This window comes from Lentisphaera araneosa HTCC2155 (genome assembly GCF_000170755.1).
Classification (GTDB): domain Bacteria; phylum Verrucomicrobiota; class Lentisphaeria; order Lentisphaerales; family Lentisphaeraceae; genus Lentisphaera; species Lentisphaera araneosa.
The window spans coordinates 1-26,604 of record NZ_ABCK01000024.1; the positions used below are offsets into that span (position 1 = coordinate 1).

Genomic DNA, 26,604 nt, shown 5'->3' on the forward strand with positions numbered 1-26,604 from the left:
TAATTTGATCCCAGCATTCCGGGCGCTCGAGTATGAAGTTCTCTTCAAGGCTCGTATTCATGATTGCTCACCCCAGCTCATTGTCCAGTAAAGATCATTCAAACTCTTCTTGTAGAAGCAATCTAGAAACTCTTCCGAGTGAAACTTAATCCAGCGTCGCTCGCCATTAATAAGGTCATTGCCGCGCAGGTACTCCGTGTTGAGTGGGTCATCAATGACCGATTGTAGAGTAATATCCTCTAAGCGCAGCTGGTATCTTTTTTCAAAATAGGCTCTATGTTTTTGCATCTTTTCTCTCCTCATAATTTTTAGTAAGCTAAGTAAATTAAGTATCCTCCATAAGCATAGACACAAACTGTCCTAGGTGACTAATTATGCTTAAGAAAAATGAAGAAGGCAAGGTTTACATGAATGAATATTACATTGTTGATGACTTGGGGACGTTTGCCCTGCGCAAACGATTGCCGGGTAAGTATCCCAATATGATCCCCAATCCCCATCGCTATATCTACCCGAAGTTTGAGTCTTTAGAGGAATTTCAGCAAGCCTATGCCGCTGCTATGGCTAAACCAGTAGTTAAACTCGCCGAACAAGTCTGGATGTGAGCAGAGGCTCGAGGAGGCTAACCCCGAATCCAATACAGTCTATAACTGACTTATTTAACTAATCAGGGAGCTGTATGATAAATACGAGTGCTTAAGCTCAATTATTAAGGAGAAATTAACATTAATTGTATATTCTAGCGTGGAGGAATATTGCAATGTTTTTAAGCCGTGAGATGTTATGATTCTTTATGATCTAATTTGGATATCAACTTGGGAGAGTGCTTGTGGAAGACCGATGGTTATCAGTCAAAGAAATTGCTGTTTATTTGGATGTGCGCACTGAGACCGTCTACCGCTGGCTCGGCTCCGATGAAAAGAATATGCCTGGGCATAAAGTTGGGCGTCACTGGAAGTTCAAAAAGGATGAAGTGGATCGCTGGGTTAAAAAAGGTGGATCAGCAGAATAGATGAATCAAATTTTTAGTGAGTGTGGAAGTGTACAGCCAATGAGCTGTGACGATAAAAAGTTTTTACGAGGGTGGATTTAGTATGAGTAAGATGTTAGTGGAAGGTGCTAGGATCGGCACCAGAGGAGAAGATTTCCTCATTACAAAAGTGAATGACAATTTTGATGGAACCTACCTGATTGATGCCGAGGGTATTAGTGAATTGGTCAAAGGCAAGAGCTTTAAGTTTGATACAAATATCGATAAGGATATCGAAGTTTTGGATCCGGCCAAAACCACTTTGGTGGCAGATACGGATTACGGCTACCGCAAGACTAAGCTCTTTCTCGAAACGCAGTTGCGTCATTCTACCAACTACTCAGAGAAAATCACCATAGCTCACAAAGCAGCTTTCAATAATGCTGATTATCAATTTGATCCTACGATCAAAGCTTTCCGCCTTCCGCGTCCTCGCATGCTCATTGCCGATGGTGTGGGCTTGGGGAAAACCATCGAAGTGGGTATTTTTCTCTCAGAGATGATGAAGCGTGGCAAAGGCAAACGCATCATGGTTCTCGCACTTAAGTCTGTACTCGGTCAGTTCCAACAGGAAATCTGGAATCGCTTTGCTATTCCACTCGTGCGCTTGGACTCACAGGGCATTGCTCAAATTAAGTCAGAGCTTCCGGCAAACAAAAATCCTTTCGAATACTACGACAAAACTATTGTCTCCATCGATACTCTGAAAAACAATGCTAAATTCCGTCACCATATCGAAAAGTCTAAGTGGGATATCATCGTAATCGATGAATGTCACACGGTTTCCAATAGCTCAAGTCAACGCGGAAGCCTGGCGCAGTTTTTAGCCACACGCTGTGAATCATTGATTTTAACGTCGGCGACTCCTCACAACGGTAAAAAAGAATCATTTGCCAATTTAATCAACATGATCGAACCAACGGCTATACCAAAGAATGGTGAATATAGTCAAGAAGAAGTTGATCCTTATTACGTTCGTCGATTCAAGCAGGATATTCTCGACGAAGAAGTGAAGTCCAATTTCCAGGAACGGGAAATCGTTCCCATCCACGCTGAGTTGTATCAAGAGGAAGAAGACTTTCTAGAAGTTCAGCAGAAGATCAAAATTAGCGCTCTGGAGAGCCTTGAAAAAACAACCGAAGATTTATGGGGTAATAAAGACTTCGTTGGTAAGAAGGATTTCCTCTTCTCCATCGGTTTGTTCAAGGGTTACATGTCCTCTCCCTCAGCCGCGCTAAGCAGTCTCAAAAAACGTGTTGCCAAGATTGAGGCACGACAAGCCGAGAATAACTTAGCCGAGAATAATACCGAGCTCCTGAATGACTTAATTGAAAAAATTGAAGTCATTGTCAATGATAAAAAAGATGCGAAGTATGATGCTTTCAAAAATGAACTCATTAAGCTTAAATGGAGCGGACGTAAAAAAGATGAACGCATCGTTGTCTTTGCAGAACGTATTGATACCATTGGCTACCTAGAGAAGCGTCTACAGGAAGACTTCAACGTTGCAGATAAAGCCGTTCAGGTTTTTCATGGTGGTCAGACAGACACAGAGCAGCAAGCTATTATCGACGACTTTGGTAAAAAGGACTCGGACATTCGCGTGCTCATTACTTCCGATGCGGGTTCTCAAGGTGTGAACCTTCACTTCTATTGTAATCGCATGTTCAATTACGATATCCCTTGGTCACTCATTACACTTGAACAGCGCAATGGTCGTATTGACCGTTATGGCCAGAGCAAGACTCCCTACATCTACTACATGATTGCCAAATCTGATTTAGACGGCCTCAAAACAGACCTTCACATTATCGAAAATCTCACCAAAAAGGAAGAAGAAGTCTACAGGACTCTTGGTGATGCCGGTGCCGTTATGAAGCTCTATGATACGAATTCTGAAGAAGATAAAGTCAAAGAAGCCATGGCCGATAGCAACGAAGACTTCTTTGAGGATTTTGATACGGACTCTCTCTTTGGTGAAGCCGAAACCGATAAAACTGATTCCTGTGTTGACCCTGAGCCCATTCAGGAAGAACGTTCACTTTACGGTAACGACTCCAGCTATTATCAAGATCTCATTGATCAACTCAAAGCTGATCAACTACTCGAAACTACCGACGCTGAGTTTGTCGATAAAAACTACCTTGAAATCAAAAACACCAAGGAACTGCATCGCGTCCTCTTTGACCTCCCCAAGCAGGCCAAGCCTAAGCTTAATGAGATCTACCGACTTTCACTGAGCAAAGATACAGTACAAGATTCGATCGAGGAAGCTCGTAAAAAGAAAGGTGAATGGGCGAAATTCCAAATGCTCTATGATCTTCATCCCGTTATCAAATACCTCATGACCAAACTGGAAGCTAGTGTGGACAAGGATGTCGCCCTGGTAGCCAAGATTAAAGACTTGCCAGAGAATACCGCTTATTTTGTTATCCATGGCCAAGTGGCTAATAATGTCGGCCAGGCAGTGATCTCAGACTTTTTTGTTGTTCCCATGCGTCTCGATGGCGGCATGGCCTCACAGCCCATCACTCTGCACGAGTTCATGGAAGAATTTAATGTCAGTAATGAACTCTTAACTCAATCCATCGAAGAAGAAGATATCAACAAGCTCACCAAGCTACTACCTGATGCCATAGATTTTGGAACGCAGATGTACATGCATCAGAAGCAACAGCTCAAACAAGTGGAAATGGAAAAGAAGTCAGCGGTTTATGAAGAGAAACTAAAGCATTGGGAAAAAGACGCCAACGATCAGCTCCTATTGGATTTCGAAGACAAGCCCAAGACCGGCTTTATCAAAAGAAAACTCGAAGACCGAGAGCTGGAAATTAAAACCATACTTGAGAAATCCAGTCAGTACTTCAAGGATTTGACCTCACTCAACCAAGATGCCTACCTCAAGGTCATCTCAGTCTTCTACAAGGAGCAATAGCGCTATGATGAAATTTATAAATAATGTCGGCGACTACTTCTCTGCCAACTACTTTGACGATGACTTCACTAAAGAAGTCGTCAAGAAAACAGGTTACTCCCCGGAAGATCTAAAAAATGTTCAAAAGCGAATATCTGCACTCAAGGATAAGTACTTCCGCTATAAGCAAACAGTGCTTGAAGGCCGCTTGCGTACTAAAGATAAAGTCACTGAGAGTCACAAGTTTCATAAAGATATCTTAAATGCTCTCGGCTATGACGGTGAGAAAACCGACTACAGCCAACTTCTTCATGTTGATGAAAAGACCGTACTCCCCGTGCGCAACACACTGTATCGCGACACTCAGCCGCACCTCATGATTATGGAAATGCATTCACTGATCAAAGAAGGTGATGAAGAGCCCGATGGGCTCTTCGAACAGCAGTACCATATCGATGAATCCGAAACAACTCAAGTACCACCGCAGAAGTACCACCGCTCTCAGTGGTCCAATGTTTTTGAAGTTCCTGAAGGTGTGCATATTTCTCCCATGGTGATTAATAAAGCCGTCTCCCGCCTCTTCCTGCTGGATGCACACCGTCGCCCCAAATACATCTTGCTCTGTGCGGGTAATATTTATTACCTACTTGAACAGGAGAAATGGTTCCGTGGCAGTTACCTAGAATTTGATTTGGAATCACTCTTTGACGAAGCCTTGATCAAGCGTGACTACTACAGTCTTTTCTACACACTGCTAGCGAAAGAAACTCTGGCACCTCAGTCTGAAATCGTGCTTATGGATCAGCTCGATGAAGAGAGCCATAAAAAAGCTTATGAAGTGACCAAGGATCTCAAAGAAGGGGTTATTCATGCGGTTGAGACCATTGCCAACGAAGCGGTTTATTATAAACGTGAACAAGGTGAGGACTTAAGTGATCTCAATGCCGACACGTTGAAAAATGAATGCCTGACTTACGTTTATCGACTACTCTTCCTTTTTTACGCAGAATCGCGCCAGGATCTTGATATCCTTCCCGCCGATGATGAGATCTACCTGCATGGTTACTCACTTGAAATGCTGCGTGACCTCGAGCAGACGCCGCTCAATACCGCCAGTAGTCAGAACGGCTTTTTCTTTCATGAATCACTGAGCCAGCTCTTTTCTTTGCTGAGCAGTGGTTACCGCGAACACGATCGTGCTAACAAAAGTTTCAAAATCCGTCACTTGGATTCCCCTTTATTTAATGACTCGACCATGGAGATGCTACCTCAGGTCAAATTAAGAAATGTGATCTGGCAGGATATCATTTGTCAGCTTTCTCTGTCTAAACAACAACGGGGTAAATCTCGCGGAAGAATTTCTTATGCCAATCTGGGTATTAACCAACTGGGTAGTGTTTACGAAAGCCTGTTGGCCTTCCGTGGTTTTTTTGCCGAGACCGATACCATCGAGGTTCACCGCAAGCGCAAGAATAACGAGACTTCCCGTAAAGTCGCAGACAGCGATGGATCTTACTTGGTTCCTCGTAGTCGTATCGATGACTTTGATGCTAAAGAAGTGTATCGCGATGAACATGATGAAGTCAAGATCATACCTCAGGGAACTTTCATCTACCGCTTGAGTGGTCGAGATCGCCAAAAGTCAGCATCCTATTACACGCCTGAAGTTTTGACGCAGTGCACGGTGAAATACACCCTCAAGCCGATTCTTGAACGTCTGCAAAAAGGCGAAATCAAAGCCGAAGAATTGCTGGAATTAAAGATTCTCGAACCAGCCATGGGGGCGGCAGCTTTCCACAATGAGGTTATTAATCAATTGGCAGAAGCTTACCTGCAGTACCGTCAGCAGGAGTTAAAAGAATCCAAGCGTGGTGCCTGGCGCGTTGAACCAGATAAATATCAGGAAGAACTACAAAAGGTCAAAGCCTACATCGCTCTCAATAATGTTTACGGCGTGGATTTAAACCCCACCGCCGTTGAACTCGGTAAACTCTCCCTGTGGCTCAATGTGATTCATAAAGATATGCAAACACCTTTCTTTGGTCATCGTCTCGGTACGGGTAACGCCGTTGTCGGTTCCTGGCTCAAAGTCTATCGAGAAAGTGAGATTAAAGAAGAATTCCCTACTACAGGAACACCTGCAGCGCGTAAAAAGCCGATCAAAAAAGAATGGTGGGATACAGAGCCTAAACACCTAAGTTTTAGTGGTAAAGGTATTCGCCGTCGAGAAGATCAGATCTACCACTTCCTCTTGCCGGATAAAGGCATGGTTCCTTCAGCTGGTATCAAGCTCCTCAAAGCTGAGTATAAAGACGAGTGTACAAAGGTCACGGATTGGAAAAAGGAATTCATCAAACCGCTTGATGCTGATGAATTAGTCAAGGTAAAAAAGATTTCCGCCAAAATCGACGCATTGCTGGAAAAGCATTACGAACACCAGCAGCGTATTAACGGCCTCACGAGCGGGAAGCTTACCGTCTTTGGTATCGACGCACCAGAACTCGGTTTAGAAAACTATGCTGAAAAAGAGCGCTTAGCAGCTCAGCGTTTAGAAGAAGATGCTCCATACCTCAAACTTAAACTCATTATGGATTACTGGTGCAGTCTTTGGTTCTGGGATGTGCGTGATGCTAATAACCTACCAAGGCGTCAACAGTGGTATGAAGATTTAATGTCTATCATCAATCACGATAACAGAGATGACGAAGGTAAATCGCTTCTTAATAACTACCGATTAAAGCAAGTTACTTCTTATACTCAAAACTACCGCTTCTTCCATTATCAGTTGGAATTTATTGAAGTCTTTAGAGAGCGCAATGGTTTTGATGTTGCCGTTGGTAACCCTCCTTGGTTAAAAGTTACCTTTGAAGAAAAAGGTTTAATGAGTGAAACCTTCCCAGAATTAGAAATACGGAAAACGACAGCTCCTCAAGCTAGAAAAATGCAACAAGAATTCCTTGGCCTGGGAAAACAAAAAAAATCTTACTATGAAGAGGTAATTGAAATAGAGTCTTCTGCAGCTTTCATGAATGGGGTTCAAAACTACCCATTACTTAAGGGGCAGCAAACAAACCTCTATAAGTGCATACTTGAAAATGGATTCCATTGGATATCCCAAAGCGGATTTTTAGGATTGGTTCATCCTGAAGGAATTTATGATGACCCCAAGGGCTTACCTTTGCGTAAAGAAGTTTATCAACGATTGATGTATCATTTTCAATTCAAGAACTCCTTAATGCTATTTTCTGAAATTCGAGACCAAAAACTTTACAGTATAAATATTTACAAAGGAAAATGTAGTTCGGTTAATTTCTGCTCGATCAACAATTTATTTCACCCTGTTTCTATTGATTTGTCGTTTGTTCATGATGGTAAAGGAGAGTGCCCAGCATTGAAGGTTTTTGATAAAACCACTCAAAAATATATTTGGGACCTTCGTGGACATAAGGATAGGATAGTTTTCTTTAATAAAGAAACACTAGCAGTAATTAGCCAAATGCTTGAAAATTCTAATCAGTGGGAGACTACTAAGCTACCAAGCCTACACAGCTCAAAAGTACTACAAGTCGCTGCAAAAATAAGCCATTACCCTACACGATTATCTAATGCAGAATGTGTAATTAGGGAAGGGTGGCATGAGACAAACGATGTTGATAAAGGGCTAATTTCTAGAAACACAAAAAATCCAGATTATCAAAAATATGAAATGATATACAGTGGGCCGCATATTTTTACATCTACGTCGTTTTATAAAACACCAAGAGCTCAATGTACAGAAAAAGGTCACTATGATGTTGTTGATTTATGCTGTATTGACAAAAACTATCTTCCCAGGACAAACTACATACCGTTAACCCCTATTTCTAAACTCAAAGAAATGATCGTTTTTGACAAGAAACCTTGGGTCGATTTCTATAAACTAGCATTTAGGAAAATGCTCAATCATACAGCGGACAGGACATTAAACGGGGCATTAATCCCGTCTAAATCGACGCATGTTAATGGTGTGGTTTCTATTGTCTTCAAAAACCCAAATGAATTAGTTGAATCTTTTGGAATATCTTGCTCAATCCTAAATGATTTCATAGTTAAAGCAACAGGAAGTTCAAACTTAACAGAAAGTAAAATTAAATTCTTCCCCTTTGGTGTTCCCTACCTTTATAAGAATGAATTAGTCTCAAGATCCTTGCTTCTTTCATGCTTAACCACTCAATATACAGATTTAGTTAAAGGTTTAAATCATGAATACGGGCCAGTAAAATGGTCAAAAAATGATGCTCGATTGCAGTTTAGAGAAATTTTTTCGAGTGAATCTTTTATTGAAAATGCACTGAGAGTTCCATTCGAAAGAAGACAAGCATTGCTTGAAATAGACGTTATTGTGGCAATGGCAATGGGATTGAACTTAAATGAGCTATTAACTCTATATAAAATAGAATTCCCAAAGTTTAAGGAATATGATAGTGACACTATATATGATTCAAAAGGGCAAATAGTCTACACTCCTAACAATCAAGGATTAGTAGGTGTTGGTGTTGACTCAAGTTCTGTGAGCGAACTCCTTCTTTTGAAGAAAGGTGAGACCTACGAGCACACCATAGAGAAGAGTGAACTCTACCTCGGCAAAAAAGTGATCTACCACGCGCCCTTCGACAAGTGTGACCGCGTCGAAGACTACAAAACCGCCTGGACCCACTTCGAAAAAGTCTTTGGAGAAGCTGATGAGTGATTTAGTCTATAGCATTGAGAATATTTTTAGTACTGAAGCCCGTGAAGGAGCCTTGGGGCAAAAAGATGCCGAGAAATATTATATCGCGCCCTATCAAAGAGGTTATAAATGGGGGGCAACAAACCCCAATGACGCGGTGTGGTTGCTGATAAGCGATATTAATGATGCATTTACTGGTGATGAGGAAGAGTATTATTTACAATACATAACAGTAAAGAACAATGAGCTTGATGGAGTACGCGTTCTCGAAGTTATTGACGGACAACAACGCCTGACAACACTCACCTTGTTATTTGCTGTTATTGGCCATCTGCTAAAAGATCCCAAGCCCGCAATTAGTGCACATAAACTCAAGTATGGTGTTCGCGATAAAGTTGATGATTTTTTAGGGCATTATATTTACAGTGATATAGATCGTTTACTTGAGACAAGTTGGGAAGAACTTATCGAAAAGCATCCTGAGTATAACCTTCAGGATATTTTTTATATGTACAATGCCGTTCAGTGTATCAAGAATCGTTTATCTGAGCATGAATCCCTGTTGGAGTTCCATCAGTTTCTAAATGAACGAGTGATGCTTATCTTCAATGTTATTGAAAAGGGTAATCTCGCTAGTGAAAAAGTCTTTAGTAATTTAAATACGAATAAGGTGGAATTGACGAGTACGGAGCTCGTGAAAGGCTTGCTTCTAACTCGCGCTGGACGGGAAAAAGGTACGGATAAAAACGATCGCCACTTTAAAGAGATTCTCGAACTGCGCTCTACCATGGGGCGGCAGTGGGATGAAATAGAAAATTGGTCTGAATCAGCAGATATCAGAACGTTTTATTTCTCTAAATACTCAGAGCCTATGGAGGGGATAATTACCTTGTTAGCTTATGCCTTTAAGTATACCCCTGAAAAATCTAAAAATAAATACTCTCTATTTAATTTCTTTCAGGCACAAATTAAACGTGAAGGTATTTCTGCTCAAACTTTTTTTAATAAGTTAAGACAGATTTATCATTTACTTAAAGACTGGTATGAATCACCAAAGATTCATAATATGCTGGGGTACATTTTATTTCATAAAGGAGCCCAGTTTTCTTTGAGTTCCCTGATCCCTTTAATGGAGATTGATAAGATAGCTCTTCAAAAAAAGTTAAGTCAACAAATTCTTCAGGTCATGGACTTTGATGTAAGTGATTTGAGTTATGGAGAAGAGAATACTCGTATTCATCAAGTACTTCTTTTTATTAACGTTTTTGCTACCGATACTCAATTTAACTTCACAGAGCTTGAAGACCGCAAATGGTCATTGGAGCATATTTTCCCTCAAAATCCGGATTTTCTACCGACTAAATTAGCGCATCGAGATTTAGAGTTGCTCAATAAATTACTCCCATCAGATTGGGAAGCTAGGGTTCGTAGCAAATTGACTCTTGAGTTTGCAGAGGATATTGCAGAAAACAAAATTACAGAACTCGCAAGTAAGATCAATAGTGATTCCTGTGAATTAACGAATGAAGAAAAAGGGCTTGTTTATTATTCTATTAATAAAGTAAAACTGAATTCCATCGGCAATATGGCGCTGCTTTCAGGCAGTGATAATAGCTCTAATAGCAATGGTTTATTTGATGCGAAAAGACACAACATAGTCGACTTGATAAGTAGAGGTAGCTTTGTCCCCAAGCATACTTACGATGTATTCGCAAAACTCCTGTCGCAAGAAATGGAAAGCGACTTAACGATTTGGTCTGAAAAAGATATTGATGCGCACGAATCCTGGATGATTAAGCGTATAGAGGAAATCAAAGGAGATATGGTAAAATGAGTGAGGGGAAAAAGTCTCTAAAGGATATTCTGAATTCAAGAAATATTAAGCAAATTATTATCCCGGAGATACAGCGTGATTATGTCTGGAAAACAGAGAATGTAGAAAAGCTGTTAAAGTCAATTGTTGCAGATGCAAAAGAAAGTGATCCAGGAATTACTAAAGAAGAACTAGATAAATTACCTCCTGCTTTACGAGATCAGGTAGAGCGCAGTCTAGAAGAAAATAAAATATTCTCTAATATTGGTTTTATTTATGCCTATGAAGACAGTGAATACAAAAGTCGTTATTTTCTCATTGATGGTCAACAGCGGTTAACTACACTGTACCTTTTATTATTGGCCACAGCAATAAACTCTGGAAAGGAAAATTATTTCTCTACTCATTACTTTAATAATACGCTACCTAAACTTGACTATAAAGTCCGTGAATCAGCTCATAACTTTCTTGTTAACTTCATGACTTACCTCCTCGGTGGAGGTGATATAAAAAATATAGAATCACAATATTGGTATTTCTCAAATTATAAAAATGATAGAACCATATCCTCGATCTTACGGAATTATAAAACCATTGCAAGCTTTGTTAAAGATGAAAAACTATCAGTTGATTATGTAGAAAACAATATTGAACTGTGGTTTTTTGACATAAGTAAAAGCTCGCAAGGTGAAGAACTCTATATTTATATGAATTCCCGTGGTGAAGAAGTAATTGCGAATGAAAACATCAAAGCCTCACTTCTAGAAAACTGCTCCGATAAAGAGAAGCATGAATGGGGAGTGAAGTGGGAAGATTGGCAAGATTTCTTCTGGAAAAACAGAGGGGCTAAGCTGAACTCTGACCAAGGCTTTAACGAGTTCTTAAAGTGGGTGATTATTATAGAAAAAATCAAAACATCACCCAATTCCTCAGCCGAAGAGCTTGGTAAGTTCATACTCGCCATTCGTGATCAGCAAAAGTTCTCATCAGAGTTGCTTACCGTAAATAAAATTGATGAGTACTTTGAGACAATTAAATATTTAAAGGATTTGGGCTTGATCGGAAAAAAATGGTTAACTGGTGACACTAGTACTATTGATTATTTCCGGCTCTTTCCGGCTATCCTTTATATAAATAAATTAGATGCTCAAGAAGTTCACCTTAGACGTCTACTTCGGTTTTTTGCTAATGTCTCTAAATCTGTGGATATCTCTAAAAATCCTGATACGCAAGTAGTAAATGCTATCAGACTCATGCTAAAATTTCTTGATGATGCTCATGTAGATGTAACTGGTTTTTTACAATATAAACAGAGCACAAACTATAAAGCTATACTCTCTTCAGAAGAATGCTATAAGCTGTCACTATATGGTGAACCGCCACTAGAGACCTCAAGAGACGACCTAGAGACCTTATTCTGGGGTGCGGAAGATAGTAAGTTGTTAAACGGGAAAATTGAATTTCTACTCTTTGTTTCAGGTTCACCTGTTTTAGGAAGTCTCGAGAAATTTAATCTAAGAAAATTCACCACAATATACGAATCATTTAAAGACCTTTTTAATAAACCCACTGATGAACTTAGACGAGCTTTATTAACAGTGGGTGATTACACGATTGACGTTGGGTATTCCACAAACCTTTCAAGTGCTCGCTACTCATTTGGCGATGGCATAGAGGAATGGAGGAAAATAATCAATAACCATGATAACAAGCTAAGGTTCAAGAAGTTTTTCGAGAGTTATATTTCTGTTTCATGTGATAATGAATCATCTAAAGTAGATAGCTTAAATAATATAATCACTAGTTTCTTATCGAGAGAAACTCTCCCCAATTACTGGTATGTACCATTTATCGAAAATGAAAAACTTTTACCTTATTGTGAAAATAAGAAAGTTTGTTATCAAGGAAATAATCCCGATACTATCTATCTCATTAAGAAGAAAAAGGCAACTAAATATGAAAAGTTAAGTAGTTTTCAAGGTGTATCATGTTAAGCCTCAACCAAGCCATCGAGATCAAAGAATCGATTCTGGCCTACCTAAAAGCCACTTTCAATTTTCAGGACAAAGAAGTCCATCAAGCTTTTTATGATTTTATTAATAACACCTCAGAGGGTTTATTTAAGGGGCCGTATCTATCGCTAAAGCTTCCCTTTGTGAAAGCGGGCAAGCAAGAACAAGAAAGCATCCCTTTAAGTATCAAGCCGGATTGGCTGGCTTATGATCATCAGGTGAAGTCCTGGCACCGACTCAGTACGGCAAACCGAAAAGCTCAGCCGACAATTATCACTACTGGTACGGGTTCTGGTAAAACTGAATCCTTTATGTATCCAGTTCTCGATTACTGCTATCGCAACCTAAGCCGTCAGGGCATTAAGGTTATTATTCTCTATCCCATGAATGCTCTTGCCACCGACCAGGCTAAGCGCTTGGCGGAGGCTATTTATGAAGACGATCGGTTAAAAGGCAAGGTAACGGCAGGTCTCTTTATTGGTGAAGGTAAAGATGCGGGGAAATATCCGAAGACCATGGGCGCGGATCACATTATCGAAAACCGGGAATCAATACTCGCGTCGCCACCGGATATTCTACTTACCAATTTCAAGATGCTCGACTATGCCTTGATGAAGAGTAACTATAATGACCTCTGGCTAGGCAATTATAAGGACAGTTCACTATTACAGTTTTTGGTATTGGATGAGCTTCACACTTATGATGGAGCTCAGGGTACGGATGTAGCCAATCTGATTCGTCGACTGAAACTTAAACTCTCAATTCCTGAAGACCATCTCTGTCCTGTGGGAACCTCTGCCACTATAGGCTCAGGAGAAGAAGCGCCTAAATTACTTTCAGATTACGCCTCCAAGATTTTTGGAGAAACTATCGACCCCGATTGCCTGATTACTGAAAATCGTATTCAGACTGAGGACTTTTTTGAGGATGATGAAAAGCTGGATCCCTTTAAACCTCGGACTGCGATTCTACGGGATGTGAAGCCTCAGACGGGTGAAGGATACGATAAGTATATAGAACGCCAAATTGGCTTCTGGCAGATGAGTCGAGACCGACTCGCAGAAGATTTATCTTCTCTCAAAATCGTCAAGGATCTCGTTAGTGTGGTGAACCAGGACAAGGGCATTCACACGCTTGATACGATTGTGCGAAACCTATCAAACCTGAACGAAAACTTTCGAACGGTGCCTCAGTGGGATGATCAGCTTCAGTTTAATCCCAAGGAAAATATTGTATTATCGCTCTTTTCACTGATTTCAGAGGCGAAAGTCATAGATCCTCAGAATGGTCGAAAGTCGCCATTTCTTTATACTCAGACACAACTCTGGATTCGCGAGCTGAGCGGCTTGCTGAGAACCATGAGTGAGAAACCCCAATTTACCTGGAAGGCCGATACTAACCCCAACGAAAATTTATCACTGCCACCATGGTTCTGTCGCGATTGCGGTGCCTCGGGTTGGCTGGGGATTAAGCACGATAATAAAGAACGATTTGAACAGGATGTTCAGGATGTGTACACGAAGTTTTTCGCCAATCATAAACACATTTACTTTGCCAACCGGACCTCAGAGTTTAGTATGTTGGATGCTGTTAGCGTAGGTTACGAACCAGATGATACCTTTAAAAAATATGTAAGTAATAGTTCTTTGCTGCTACATAGCCAGGAAGATGAAACACGCACTGATATCACCGCCTTTAGAAAGCTTAATAGAGATGGTTACAACGAGCATATTTGCCCTGAATGTAACACACGAAACACGGTGTCCATTATCGGTACGCGTATAGCTACGCTAAGCAGTATTACAGTGAGTCAAGTTTTGGCAACCGACTTGGATGAACAGGATGAGCAACAGCGCAAGGTCTTGGCATTTACCAATTCAGTACAGGATGCAGCACACCAGGCCGGCTTTGTAGAAGCTCGAAACTATCGTTTTACCTTTCGTTCATCTCTTCAACAGGTTATTAATAATCTCGACAAGACCGTCTCTCTTAAAGAGCTTTCTGATGAGTTTAGAACTCATTGGAAGGAGAGTGCCGATGGAACTGGTAAGAGTCCCCTTGATGCTTACTATTATCGTTTTTATCCCACGGATTACATAGGGAAGTCATCTCCTGAGGATTACAAAGATAAGAATGATTATGAATCCCACTTCATCAAGGAATTTGATGAGCGCGTAAGTTGGGAGCTTTATTCTGAGTTTGCCTACAATGCACAGATAGGCCGTACACTGGAAAAGACATCGTCCTCGGCAGTGCATTTTGCGCTTGAAGATTTGGAGTCTGTCTGGGATCTTATGGAACCTTGGCTCAAAGAAAATGAGCCATCAGGAACTATTGAGAAAAAGCTGTTTCTACTTTTTGTAGAGTTACTACTCCACCGTGTACGGATTCGTGGTGCGGTTAGCCATGACTTTTTAAGTAAATTCCGCGATGGTGACTTAAAGCTCTGGGATCTGAACTGGATGAAGGATGGACGTCATTTTCTCAATAAGAACTTTGGACCTCGAACTAGGATTCCCAAATTATTGACCTTCAAGTCGGAGTCACGAGGCATACTCGACAGTACTTTTGCTAAGAAATCGAATTGGTTCCACCAGTACTACAAGAAGTCATTCATAATGGCATCTAGCCATCAGGATATGGTTAATGAGTTTTATGAACAGCTTATTTTGTCTTTGGAGAAGTCTGGTATCATGGATAAGTCCAATTGCGAAGAGAAACTTAACTTTGGATTGAACCCTGCTAAGGTCTTTGTAAATAATAAAGCCAAAACCTATGAGTGCAGCACTTGTGCTCACGTTGTTATCACATCTCAGGAAGACCATGATCTATCTAATGGGAAATGCCTGGTGTACCGCTGTACTGGTGTGTACCAGATCAATGAGTCTGCAGTTCAAGATAATTATTATCAATTGGTTTATAACAGGGAACGATCGCCACGCATTTATGCTGCGGATCATACTGGGCTTCTTGAACGGAAGGCGCGTGAAGACTTGGAGATTGACTTTAAAACTCGCCCGAACTTCAATTCTAAGAATGCCATGGTAGCGACAAGTACTTTGGAAATGGGGATAGATATCGGTAGCTTGAATACTGCGATAAATAACTCAATTCCTCCCATGCCTTCAAACTTCCTGCAACGGGTGGGACGAGCTGGTCGTTCAACGGGTTCGGCACTCATTGTGAATTTTGCCAAAAGCCAGGCTCACGATTTGTTCTATTATGCAGAACCATTAGACATGATGGCGGGTGAAGTCAGTACGCCGGGTTGTTACATTGAAGCAAAGGAAATTCTAAAACGCCACTTCTTTGCCTACTGTATAGATTCATGGGCAAAAGAAGACCCTAAGAACCACCATATCCCATCGAATATCAATTATCTAAAAATTGAAACGACGGATTTATTTGCGCCTGAGTTCTTTATTAATAAAATCATCAACTTCGTCAAAATAAATGAGATGGCACTTTTTGAGTCCTTTAAGGCCGGATACAAAAATGATGTAGAAGACAGTGTATTCCAGCATCTGCGTTATGAATTGAATAACGACGCCTTTTATCAATTCTACAAAAAGATCTTTGTGAACCTCAAAGACGAAATTAAAAAGATTCAGGTCATTCGTAAAGAAATAGATGAACGCATTAAAGAGCTGAAACTCGGGAAAGAAGATCCCGAGCGAATTGAACTTGAGAATGAAAAGAAGAATCTAGGCGGCATTATTCGATCAATCAAAAATCGTAATACCCTGGAGCACTTAACTAATGTGGGGGCATTACCCAATTATGCTTTCCCTGAAACAGGAGTCACTCTAACGGCTAAAGTTCTAGGTAATCAGGCCGTCGGCAGTACAAAGACACCACTCAATAAAGATTTTGAAATTGTTCGTTCAGCGAGTCAGGCTTTAAAAGAATTTGCACCAGATAACCATTTCTATTCTCAAGGGTATAAATTCCGCGTAACCGGCATCAATACCTTTGATTGGTCAGATAAAAGTAACCTCCACAAAAAGCGTTTCTGCTCCAATTGCGATCATATTGAATTGGCGGAAACAGCTACGAAAGGGGCTTGCCCTAAGTGTAATCATGAATCGTGGGCTTCATCATCTAATGTTCACACCTATGCAAAACTCCTCTCAGTTAAGTCTTTCAATAATCAATCAGATGCGTGTATCAACGATAGCAGTGATGATAGAAATAACTTGGCATACAACGTACTGCAGCATTTCTCATTTAAAGACACAAGTGGTGCTTATGCCATGAAAGAGATCCCCTTTGGGATAGAGTTTTTCAAGGAAGTGACGATTACTGAAGAAAACCTGGGGCGCAAGGATGTACTTGATCCACGCAAGGTAAAAATCAATGACTTTGAGGCTGCCGCACACGGTTTCATTACCTGTAAACACTGCGGTAAGAGTTCGTCAAATGTTCGACAAAAAATTAATGGTCAGGATTACAAGTTTCACTACGGCTACTGCAAGTACAAGGATAAGGTTTATGCTGGTCAATCTGATGATGTTTTTGAAGAGGTTTTCTTCTTTAGAGAAATTCAGACAGAGGCACTCAAGATTTTATTACCCGTGCAGGAACTGAATAGCGATGCTGAAATCAAAATGTTTCAGGCAGGTATAGAGCTTGGCTTGAAGAAGTATTTCAAAGGGAACCCACAGCATGTGAGGTTATCAATTTACCGTGAGTACAACCATGTCACGACAAAGTTTGATAAGTACCTTGTGCTTTATGATGCAATCCCCGGGGGGACAGGCTATCTGGAAAAGCTTTTCAACGCCAACGCTTTTAGTAAGTTACTTGATAATGCTTATACTGAAATAAAGAACTGCTCTTGTCAGTTTGATGATCAAGATGGTTGCTATCGCTGTATTTATTCGTATTCAAATCAGTATTACCACAAGGAACTCAGTAGAGAACAAGCAGAGAAACGATTTTATGAAATCATAAGACGTTCCGACGACTGGGAAGAGCAGCCAGCTGGTCTCGGTAACTTAACGAATACGGGTAATATCGAAGAATCAGAGCTTGAGGTTCGTTTTATCAGAAGCTTGAAAAAGATGGCGCAGAAAAACGAGTCATGGCAGATGGATGAAGTCAATGATGATGGAACCATTTCTTACACGATGAACTACTCAGACAGCAAGAAAAACCTTCATTTCTACATTAGACCCCAGGTCAATTTAGGACGTGCGGATGGCGTAGAGTTTCATACACGTTCTGATTTTCTCTTTATATGCACACATTGTGAAGTTAACGGAGAGGTGATGGAGGACAAAAGTAGCTTACCCAGAATCGCTGTAGAGCTAGATGGGTATCAATGGCATGCGTCCGGAGCTCATAATCGTTTCGAGAAGGATTGGGAAAAAAGAAGAGCTGTTTCAAAATCAGCAAATCATTATTCCTGGAGTTTAACATGGGATGATGTGGAATTGTTTGATACATACTTAAGTGATGAAGAAACTAGTAATTGTAATGATTCCCTAAATCAAAAGCTCCTTACGAATAAAGGATTTCAGAAAACAAGAAGTACCTTATTGAAAGCGGTTAAAAGAGAATCTGGGGCAGTTAAGCAGTATGAGAATAACTTTGTTCGTTTCCTTGAAACTTTAAAATCGATTGAGGTTTTGAATAGCTTACGGAATAATAACTCCCTCTATCTATCCTTCTTTCACGAAAAGTTATTTACGCCATCGTTTCCACCAGCTGAAATCCATGAATCTCTGGCCAATAAAACAATGAATAACTATTGCGTTGAGAACAAAACGCTTGATGGTTTGATTCCTTTGTCTGTAGTAGAACCTAATGAACTTTTCGATTTGAATATGGCGGTAAATATTCAAAAGAGCGAATTGTTTGCTGACCTGACCTTAAAGGATACGGATTCTATAGATAAAGAACAGTGGAATGAGTTTTGGGCTATTTATAACTTAATACAGTTTTTCGATTATGAGGAAAGAGGCACGCTTGAGGAGATCGCTGATATTGAAATTGAAATCGATGAAATATTGGATGCTTACGATCCCGAATTACATCCTATTATTCTAAACATCTTTAAGGCGGGATATTTAAAGTCAGAGGAAGATGAAATAAAGTTAAACTCATTACTCGATGATAATGGAGACGAGTTAGCAGGAGCGGAACTCATAATTGAGCATAAAAAATTAGTATATAAACCTTACTCCGATGAGGATGAAGCCACGTTTACTCAGCACGGATATACATGTATAAATTTAAAATCTTTAAGGGGGATTGAGCTATGAAGCTATTAGTTTACGATAAATTTTGGAATTCATTTATTGATTTGCCAAAGAGTACACAGAAGAAGGTCGTTGAGTTTCAGAAAAAATTTAGGGAGAACTCTAAATCTTCAGGCATTCATTTAGAGCCAATTTCCACTTTTAAAGATAAATCACTTAGGTCTGCTCGAGTCGATAAAACCTATCGGGCGATAATAAAGTCACCTGAGTCAGGAGATGTGTACTACTTACTTTGGGTTGACCACCATGATGAAGCTTATAAGTGGGCGACCAATAAGATGTTCCAATGGAATGATGTGACGCAGTCTATGCAGATGTTTGCTGCACCTGAAGTCGCCTTCGTTCCAGAGGCAAAAGAAGAACCTCAAATGGTTCAGAAAGCTTTCTTCAATATGATTGATACTGAGAAGTTGATCAAGATAGGTGTTCCTGAAGTACTACTACCTTCAATTCAGACGATAGATACTTTCTCAGATCTTGAAGGCGTGGAAGACTACATTCCTTCCGATGTTTTTGAGTATTTATTTTACTTGCTCGAAGGCGCTAAAATCGATGACTTGATTCATGAGATCAATGCGGGCCGTGTCGATGACAAGGATTTAGATAAACAAGTTGAGAGTATCAATAACCAGCGTTCATTCATTGAGCTGACAGATGACTCATTATTCAATGAAGCCTTATCGGGCTGCTTAAATAAATGGAAGCACTATCTTCACCCATCACAGCGAAAACTTGTGAATGGTGACTTTAAAGGCTCTGTAAAAGTCAGTGGCGGTGCTGGTACAGGTAAAACGGTCGCAGCTTTGCACCGCTTGAAATTCCTCAGCGAAACTAAACAAGCGAATGAAAAAATAGTCTTCACAACTTATACTAGGGCTTTAACGGAAAATCTAAGTAATTTAATTACCGGATTAAGCATAGATACTAAGGACGTTGCCATAATGAATATTGACCAAGTGGTACTTGGTCTAATAAAAGATTATAAATTGTTCCCAGTTGAGTATAAAGTCTTTGAATATCATTCCGTGAAAAAATCTATTGATCTATGGGAAGAGATAGTTGAAGAAGAATTGACGAGTTATTCCCCTGAGTTTTTAGAAGCAGAATATAAACAGATTGTGCTCAATAACGCACTTTCATCATTTGATGAGTATGTGAGAATCCCCCGTAAAGGTAGAGGTAAGCCGGTAAGCCGTAGACAGCGTAAAGAAATTTGGGGCTATGTTGAAAAATTTAAGTCACTCAGTGAATCGAAAAAACTGTATTACAGAGATGAGCTCTTTAATACACTGACAAGACACTTAAATAATGAAGAAAAGAAATCATTTGATTACTGCCTAGTGGATGAGCTTCAAGATTTCTCCAATGTAGAATTGCGCTTGGTACGTAGCCTGGTTCCAGAAAAAGCGAATGATCTATTCATGGTGGGAGACCCCATGCAAAGTATCTATAGCAAGAGAATAAACTTCTCACAAGCAGGGATAAATATTCGTGGTAAAAAGAGCCACCGCTTAAGAATTAATTATAGAACTACAGAAGAAATCAAAAAACTGGCGGTATCGGTTATTCAGGATTGTCACTACGATAACTTTGAAGGCGAAGAGGAAGAGAAAGCTGGATATGTATCTCTCTTTCATGGATCAAAGCCCACTTATACAGTTCACAAAACCAAAGATACTGAAGTAAGCTCAGTATTTGACGCCATCACTAACTTGATTGAAAATGGTTACCAATATTCAGATGTGGCGGTATGTGCCCGGACCAAGTCTGGACTTAAAGAGTTCAGGAATGCGCTTCATAAGCAAAAAGTTCCTTATGATGACAATGATAGCGATAAATTCTCTACGAGCAATGCTGTGAGCCTTCTGACCTTTCATAAAATTAAAGGGCTTGAATTCAAACATGTGTTCATTGTCGATGTGAATGACCGCACGGTTCCAAAACTTCCCTTCGACTTTGATGATTACGAGAAAGAAGCGAAGAGCAATTACCTGAGGAATGAGAAGTCTATGGTTTATGTAGCGGTTTCCCGCGCCATCGAAAACGTCACGATCACCGGTACCGGCCGTAAATCCGAATTTTTAAAGGTTTAAAAATGCCAGTAGACCTTTTTGATGTAGTTAGAAAAGATAAAGCTCTTGATTTGAATTTTGAAAAAGTCTATAAGGAGCCTGTTCGGGCTGCTGGACGTACTCTTATAAACAAGATTTATGAATCGTACTATGATAAGGATGGGACTTTTATTCGGCAGTTCCAAGAACATAATTTTGACGCCAGGTTGTTTGAATTATATGTCTATGAATATTTAAAAAGTGCTAAATTCACAATCAAAGATGGCTTTACAGCACCGGATTTTTTAGTTGAAAAAGATAATATTGAGGTTGCGATTGAAGTTACAACCATAAATCCACCCTCTGAGGGGCGACAAAGTATAATGGATATGTCTCCTGAAGAGGTTCAGTTTCAAGAAGAACATGGAAAAGCATGTAAATTTTCAAATTCTCTTAGAGCCAAAATGGCAAAAAAGTATTGGGAAAAAGAGCATTGTACGAACAAGCCCTTTGTCATTGCCATCCAAGATTTTCAACAGGACCAGTCACAGATTTTTACTGACAAACCTTTAAGCAATTTTTTATATGGCTTAGACGATGTCGTTAATTATGATGAAAATGGTAACCTTGACACTCTACACAAACAGATTGCAGGTCATAAAATTATAGGCAAGGATGTGGAGGTTGATTCTGGTTTTTTTAACGATTTAGATAATGAAAACTTGAGTGCAGTGATATTTACCAACTCAGGAACTTGGGCAAAATTTACTCGCATGGCCATTAAGTTTGGCTGGGCACCGAACATAACGGGACAGAGAATTGGCTATAAATTTGATCCAACCCCCAATGCTACATCACCTTTGGTGTTTAGTGAATACCTTGATCCACCAATTCAAAATGAGCGGTGGGGTGAGGGCTTGGTCGTAATGGAAAACCCCAATGCTAAACACCCATTACCAAGAGATTATTTCCCTTACGCCTTAAGAACGTACATGCAGGACGGTAAACGATTGTCAGATGTACCACCGAATTTCATATACTCTTCAACATCTATCATCAATGAAACTGAGAGCCTATACCTTGAAGACGGGACCTTCCTTAAAAAAATATCATTAGATGCGTACAAACAGATATATAGATTTCCAGGATTGGAAATGGGGGTATTCAATGAGCTGGAACATTATTATCATTTACAAAAACAACTCGTCTGTTTTATAGCTCAAGATCAGACAGATAATGATTATTTATATATGATTTTAGGCAATACAGTCGAAGATCCGATGTTCCGCTGTGTTGGCATTCAAAGTGATATAGAAAGTTTACCTGAAGCAAGATCTGCCTTACAAGAAGCCGTTCTAAATTATGAAAATTAAGGATATAGACTTTCCGGATGAAATACTCCGCGCCCAAGAGGAAGGCACTTTGGTTGTCTTTGCGGGAGCTGGTGTTTCTATCCCTTCGGGTTTGCCTAACTTTTATGATCTGGTAGATAAGGTTGCCAAAGGGTCAGGTATTGATTTCTACACGCAACCCGATCTATCTAAAAAAATACTTCCGGCAATTAGTTCATCTGATATAAACTTCAACGATACCACTGTGCAAGAGATGGTTATAAGGATTAATAAAAGCTTACCCTCGATTAATGAACCTCCGGATAAATTTTTAGGTAAGTTAGAAGATAACGATATAAAAATACATGAACGGTCGGCGAGTATTTTATCTTCTAATGATTATCAACCAAACTTACTGCATCAATCCATAGTTGATTTATTTAGAGATGAGAAATCTGTTCGTATTGTAACTACGAACTTTGATAAGTTATTTACTGACACACTGGGTGCGAAAAAATTTAATGTAGAAACTTACACGGCTCCGGCCTTGCCTTTAGGATCTGATTTTTCAGGTTTAGTTTATCTACATGGTACCGTAGATAAACCAAGTAACACTGTATTGACTGACCGGGATTTTAGCCAGGCCTACATCACACGAGGCTGGGCACGTTTTTTCATTCAGGACATGTTGGAGAACTATACGGTTCTTTTTATTGGTTACAGTTATGATGATATAATCATGTCCTACCTCACGAGGGGGATTGACCTACAGAGTAAAAAGCATTTTGCTCTCTCAGAGCGTCCCAAAGATCATTGGGATACGCTTAATATAAATGTCATTCCTTTTCCTCTTTATGAAGATGGAGATAAATTTAGAGCTCTTGGCGAAAGCTTATCTGAGCTTGCTAGATTATCGTCTATGGGAGTATTCGATCACAAAAAGAGAATAAGTGACATAGCACTCAAGCATCCGCCGTTGCAATTTTCAGAAGAAGATGATTATTTATTGAGAATGATTCAAAAAGCTAATCACCTTAGTACTTTTACAGATGTGGCCAAAGGCGCGGATTGGATAAAATGGTCTCAGGAGAGAGCTTTACTAGAGGACCTATTTAATTCGGATCAAAATGAATGTACGGAGCGCTCGAACACTCTGGCTGACTGGTTGTGCCTTAACGGTATAAGCTCTCCTCAATTATTGCTGGATATCTATTGCAAGTCCACAAAAGGAAAAGGAATAGCATTCCCTCTTTGGAGTAATATGTATCGTCACATGTTTAACACAAAGTTTGAAGTACATGAGGATACTCGTAAGTTATGGCTACCGGTTCTTTTAGAGAATTGGAATTTTGATTGGAGAGTATCAACTCTAGAAGATTTACTAAATCACTTATTAAAAGCGAAAGAGTATGACTTATCACTTCAGGTTATCAGTAAATTGTTTGAACCCCGATTACATGCAACACGTAGTGACAAAATCACTTTTCCTATTTGTCAGCATCAGAGCAAGGAACTTTACGAAACGTTGGGTGATTTACCGAGTATTTACCAACGAAAAATCTTTGAACTGTTAGTCTCTAAATTTCAGCAGGCTCACAGTTTGGCTACTATCTATATGAATTCTTCACGTACTAGATGTGTATTATGTTGGCGAGCGGCTATTGAAGATCATTCGCAAAACTATTTGCACTACAATATAGATTATCTTGTAAATATTCTTCGTGATATTCTAAAAACGCTTGAGCAAGAAGATTCACACTATTTCGAATATGTGTTAAAGGCGTGGTTAGAGTCTGATATACCCTTATTTAGACGTTTGGCGGTTAATGCTCTCGGTGACTGTCAAAACTTAGGCCCCAAAGAAAAACTATCTTTAGCGGTTAATTTAAAGCTGATGAAGGACATTGTAGTCTATCATGAGTTTTTTGTCCTTATAGGAAAACTTTACCCTCAACTTCCTGTAGATGAAAGAAAGGCTTTAATCTCTCACATAAAAGCTAAGGACAACAAAGAAACCGATCGCTTCGGAGATTATCTTCTTTGGATAAAGGAAAAGTCTCAGGTTGATTGCCCCGTATTAAAACAATACATTGAGTACGAAAACCTGGAAGGAAAGACTCTTTCAAAATATGTTGGTTTCTTGAGTTATTCTTATTCATCGTGTTCCGGAGTCAAGAGTCCATTAAGTGGCGATAAAATAAGGTCTATGCCTGTTCCTGCTTTGATTGATTTTACCTTAAACTTTAAGGATGAGTTTATGGGGGCACGTAAAGATGGCCTCTTTTTTGAAGTTCGTAACCAAATTATTAAAGATTCCAAATGGGGTATGACTCTTGCCAAATACTTCATTTCGAATGAGGTCGATGAAGAATTACAAAATGAATTCACACACCGAGTACTATCTTCCTGGCAGCAGACAACCGTACCCCAAGAATTATGGACTGAAATTCTCAGCCTCTTGGAAAATCATAATGAGGTTTTTGAGAAAGATTACAACATTTTAAATCTTTTAGAATCAGGTATAAAACATAGCGATTCTCCAATACCTCAAGAGCTATGGAAAAGAGCAGAGACACTGGTTAGAAAATTATATCTTCAGAGTCAATCAGACGAGTTTGATTTAGAAAACGATGTTCTTTCTCAATCCATTAATCATTCAGGTGGCGTTGCCGCTCAGTTCTACATTCATTTATTACTCAAGCAGCGGAAACTCGCAGCGGAAGATTGGTCTGGTATTGATGAGTACAATACCGAGATACTGGAACTAATGCTTAATGGATCAGACCCTCAAAGTCATTTGTCCCGAGTTTGTTTATTAGGCCAATTGCACCTTTTTTATTACTGGGATCCAGACTGGACTGAAGAGAATATGTTGATACACTTTAACTGGGATGGCGATGCGACTAACGCATCTTTAGCTTGGCATGGTTTTTTAGCTTGGGGACATTGGCAATATAATTTCATAGACCAGTGGATTCCTTATTACCTTCAATGTTTTGATCATTTAGATGAGCTGGAGAACTTATCTAAACCTCTGGTTGAGCATATCGCTCAGATATATATGTTCGCCGACCTTCCACAAGCTACATTAAATGAGTTACTATTAGTACTAAATAAAATCGATGCAACGCAAAGATCTGATTTTACATGCCATCTTGGTTGGCAGCTAGGGCATTTGGAACAAGAACGAATAGACCAAGTATGGAGCACAAGATTGGAGCCATTGGTTTCTAATAGGCTTCAAGGCATTCCTGTAGTTTATGAGAAACACGAATATAAAGAACTCATAGAAGTTTTACCGAAATTAAAGGCTTCTTTTAGAGGGGCAGTTGAGTTAATAACATCGCATGAATTCAATGACCTGAATCTAGACTCAAGTTTATGGCATTACTTATTGAGAACGGATTTGATAGAGGGTGAAGTTCAATCTGTAGCTAAGTTAGTAATTTACATAATTAAAAACAATTCAAATCGATGGTTGTTTTCAGGCAGGAAATTTAAAGAGTTTTATGAGCGATTATATCCACTTCTTAGTCCAGATCTTAAGCGAAGAATCGATGAATTACTAGAATTAAATAATATTTCAATTAGTGGGTAATGGGAGAATAGAAATGTTTACATGGTGTAATGTTACCCTTTGAAAAAGGGGGTATTACACAAGCTGAGTACACAATCCGTAGATCTCAGTTAGAACTTACTCACCAATGATGGACGCAAGCACTTGTTGGAGCAATTGCGTGGCTTAGTCAATGTACCAGATATCGACCGAGTAGAAGAAAATGCTATTAATATTAATTAAGAATTGAGGGGGATAGGTGAAGTATGTGGGGTCTAATACATAACTGTAAATAGTTATAACTTTTTATATGAAAGTAATTGGTTAGATATGATAAAGGAGAGAGACAGTAATGAGTAGATTTATAAGAATTAAGCATTGTTATGAAGTAAAACGTTTTTACGAGCTTCAAGAGCTTTTAGTAGAAAACGAACATGCCGGTAGACTGAGTAAACATTTAATTGATGACTTATGGGGTAACTATAAGCTTCCTAAACTTAGAAATATTGATCCACACTTAGTATATGTGGGGACAAATAGTCATGATAAATATACAAGTAAATATGTATGCATTTTAAGGTTGGGCATTTGGGAGCTAGATATATCTTTACTGGATTGGCACGATGTGGCTACTGACGGCTTACAAATCATTGCTTTTGAAAATTCATCAATTTTTGAAAAAGTCTTAACTCAAATAAAGAGCAATGGAACACGTAAATATTTTTCGGAATACGAAACGGATCTCACAAAACCTGCTAGGATTAATTTTGGAGACAAAAGCCTTTTTGTCGAAACAAAGCTATCTGCGAATAATGTTGTTGAGTTAATTAGAAAAACAGCAGAAGCCTTTAAGTACGATAATTGCGAAGTTTTCATCGATTACCCTGAGGAAATAAGTGTGTCTGAGACGCGTTAAAAATACCATG

General features: G+C 39.5%; 12 protein-coding genes. 11 read left to right on the forward strand and 1 reads right to left on the reverse strand.

What is annotated here, in order from left to right:
• Positions 1-57: 57 nt before the first annotated feature.
• Positions 58-288, reverse strand: coding sequence for a hypothetical protein (locus LNTAR_RS19135; RefSeq protein WP_007280404.1), 231 nt, complete (start codon positions 286-288; stop codon positions 58-60).
• 86 nt (positions 289-374) lie between these two features.
• On the opposite strand from LNTAR_RS19135, the gene LNTAR_RS19140 reads away from it, so the two are divergent.
• From LNTAR_RS19140 to LNTAR_RS19190, 11 genes are all read left to right on the forward strand, one after another.
• Positions 375-605, forward strand: a complete 231-nt coding sequence (locus tag LNTAR_RS19140) for a hypothetical protein (RefSeq protein WP_007280405.1) — start codon at positions 375-377, stop codon at positions 603-605.
• A 224-nt stretch (positions 606-829) separates the two neighbouring features.
• A complete protein-coding gene (locus LNTAR_RS19145; protein WP_007280406.1) occupies positions 830-1,012 on the forward strand; it encodes a helix-turn-helix domain-containing protein in 183 nt (60 codons plus the stop codon).
• 82 nt (positions 1,013-1,094) lie between these two features.
• Complete coding sequence (locus LNTAR_RS19150; protein WP_007280407.1) at positions 1,095-3,965, forward strand: helicase-related protein; 2,871 nt, start codon at positions 1,095-1,097, stop codon at positions 3,963-3,965.
• A 4-nt stretch (positions 3,966-3,969) separates the two neighbouring features.
• Positions 3,970-8,673: an Eco57I restriction-modification methylase domain-containing protein gene (locus tag LNTAR_RS19155; RefSeq protein ID WP_007280408.1), complete on the forward strand. Its 4,704-nt coding sequence runs from the start codon at positions 3,970-3,972 to the stop codon at positions 8,671-8,673.
• Positions 8,666-10,486 (forward strand): DUF262 domain-containing protein, encoded by a 1,821-nt coding sequence (locus LNTAR_RS19160; protein WP_007280409.1) that lies wholly within the window; start codon positions 8,666-8,668, stop codon positions 10,484-10,486. The genes LNTAR_RS19155 and LNTAR_RS19160 overlap by 8 nt, the downstream gene beginning before the upstream one ends.
• Positions 10,483-12,459 (forward strand): DUF262 domain-containing protein, encoded by a 1,977-nt coding sequence (locus tag LNTAR_RS26935; RefSeq protein ID WP_007280410.1) that lies wholly within the window; start codon positions 10,483-10,485, stop codon positions 12,457-12,459. Before LNTAR_RS19160 ends, LNTAR_RS26935 begins: the two co-directional genes overlap by 4 nt.
• Positions 12,453-18,743: a DEAD/DEAH box helicase gene (locus LNTAR_RS19170; RefSeq protein WP_007280411.1), complete on the forward strand. Its 6,291-nt coding sequence runs from the start codon at positions 12,453-12,455 to the stop codon at positions 18,741-18,743. The genes LNTAR_RS26935 and LNTAR_RS19170 overlap by 7 nt, the downstream gene beginning before the upstream one ends.
• Entirely contained in the window at positions 18,740-20,833 is a 2,094-nt protein-coding gene (locus LNTAR_RS19175; protein ID WP_007280412.1) for a 3'-5' exonuclease, read from the forward strand. Before LNTAR_RS19170 ends, LNTAR_RS19175 begins: the two co-directional genes overlap by 4 nt.
• A 2-nt stretch (positions 20,834-20,835) precedes the next feature.
• Entirely contained in the window at positions 20,836-22,164 is a 1,329-nt protein-coding gene (locus tag LNTAR_RS19180) for a hypothetical protein (RefSeq protein WP_007280413.1), read from the forward strand.
• Positions 22,154-25,720: an SIR2 family protein gene (locus LNTAR_RS19185; protein ID WP_007280414.1), complete on the forward strand. Its 3,567-nt coding sequence runs from the start codon at positions 22,154-22,156 to the stop codon at positions 25,718-25,720. Before LNTAR_RS19180 ends, LNTAR_RS19185 begins: the two co-directional genes overlap by 11 nt.
• A 310-nt stretch (positions 25,721-26,030) precedes the next feature.
• Entirely contained in the window at positions 26,031-26,594 is a 564-nt protein-coding gene (locus LNTAR_RS19190) for a hypothetical protein (protein WP_007280415.1), read from the forward strand.
• Positions 26,595-26,604: the final 10 nt, after the last annotated feature.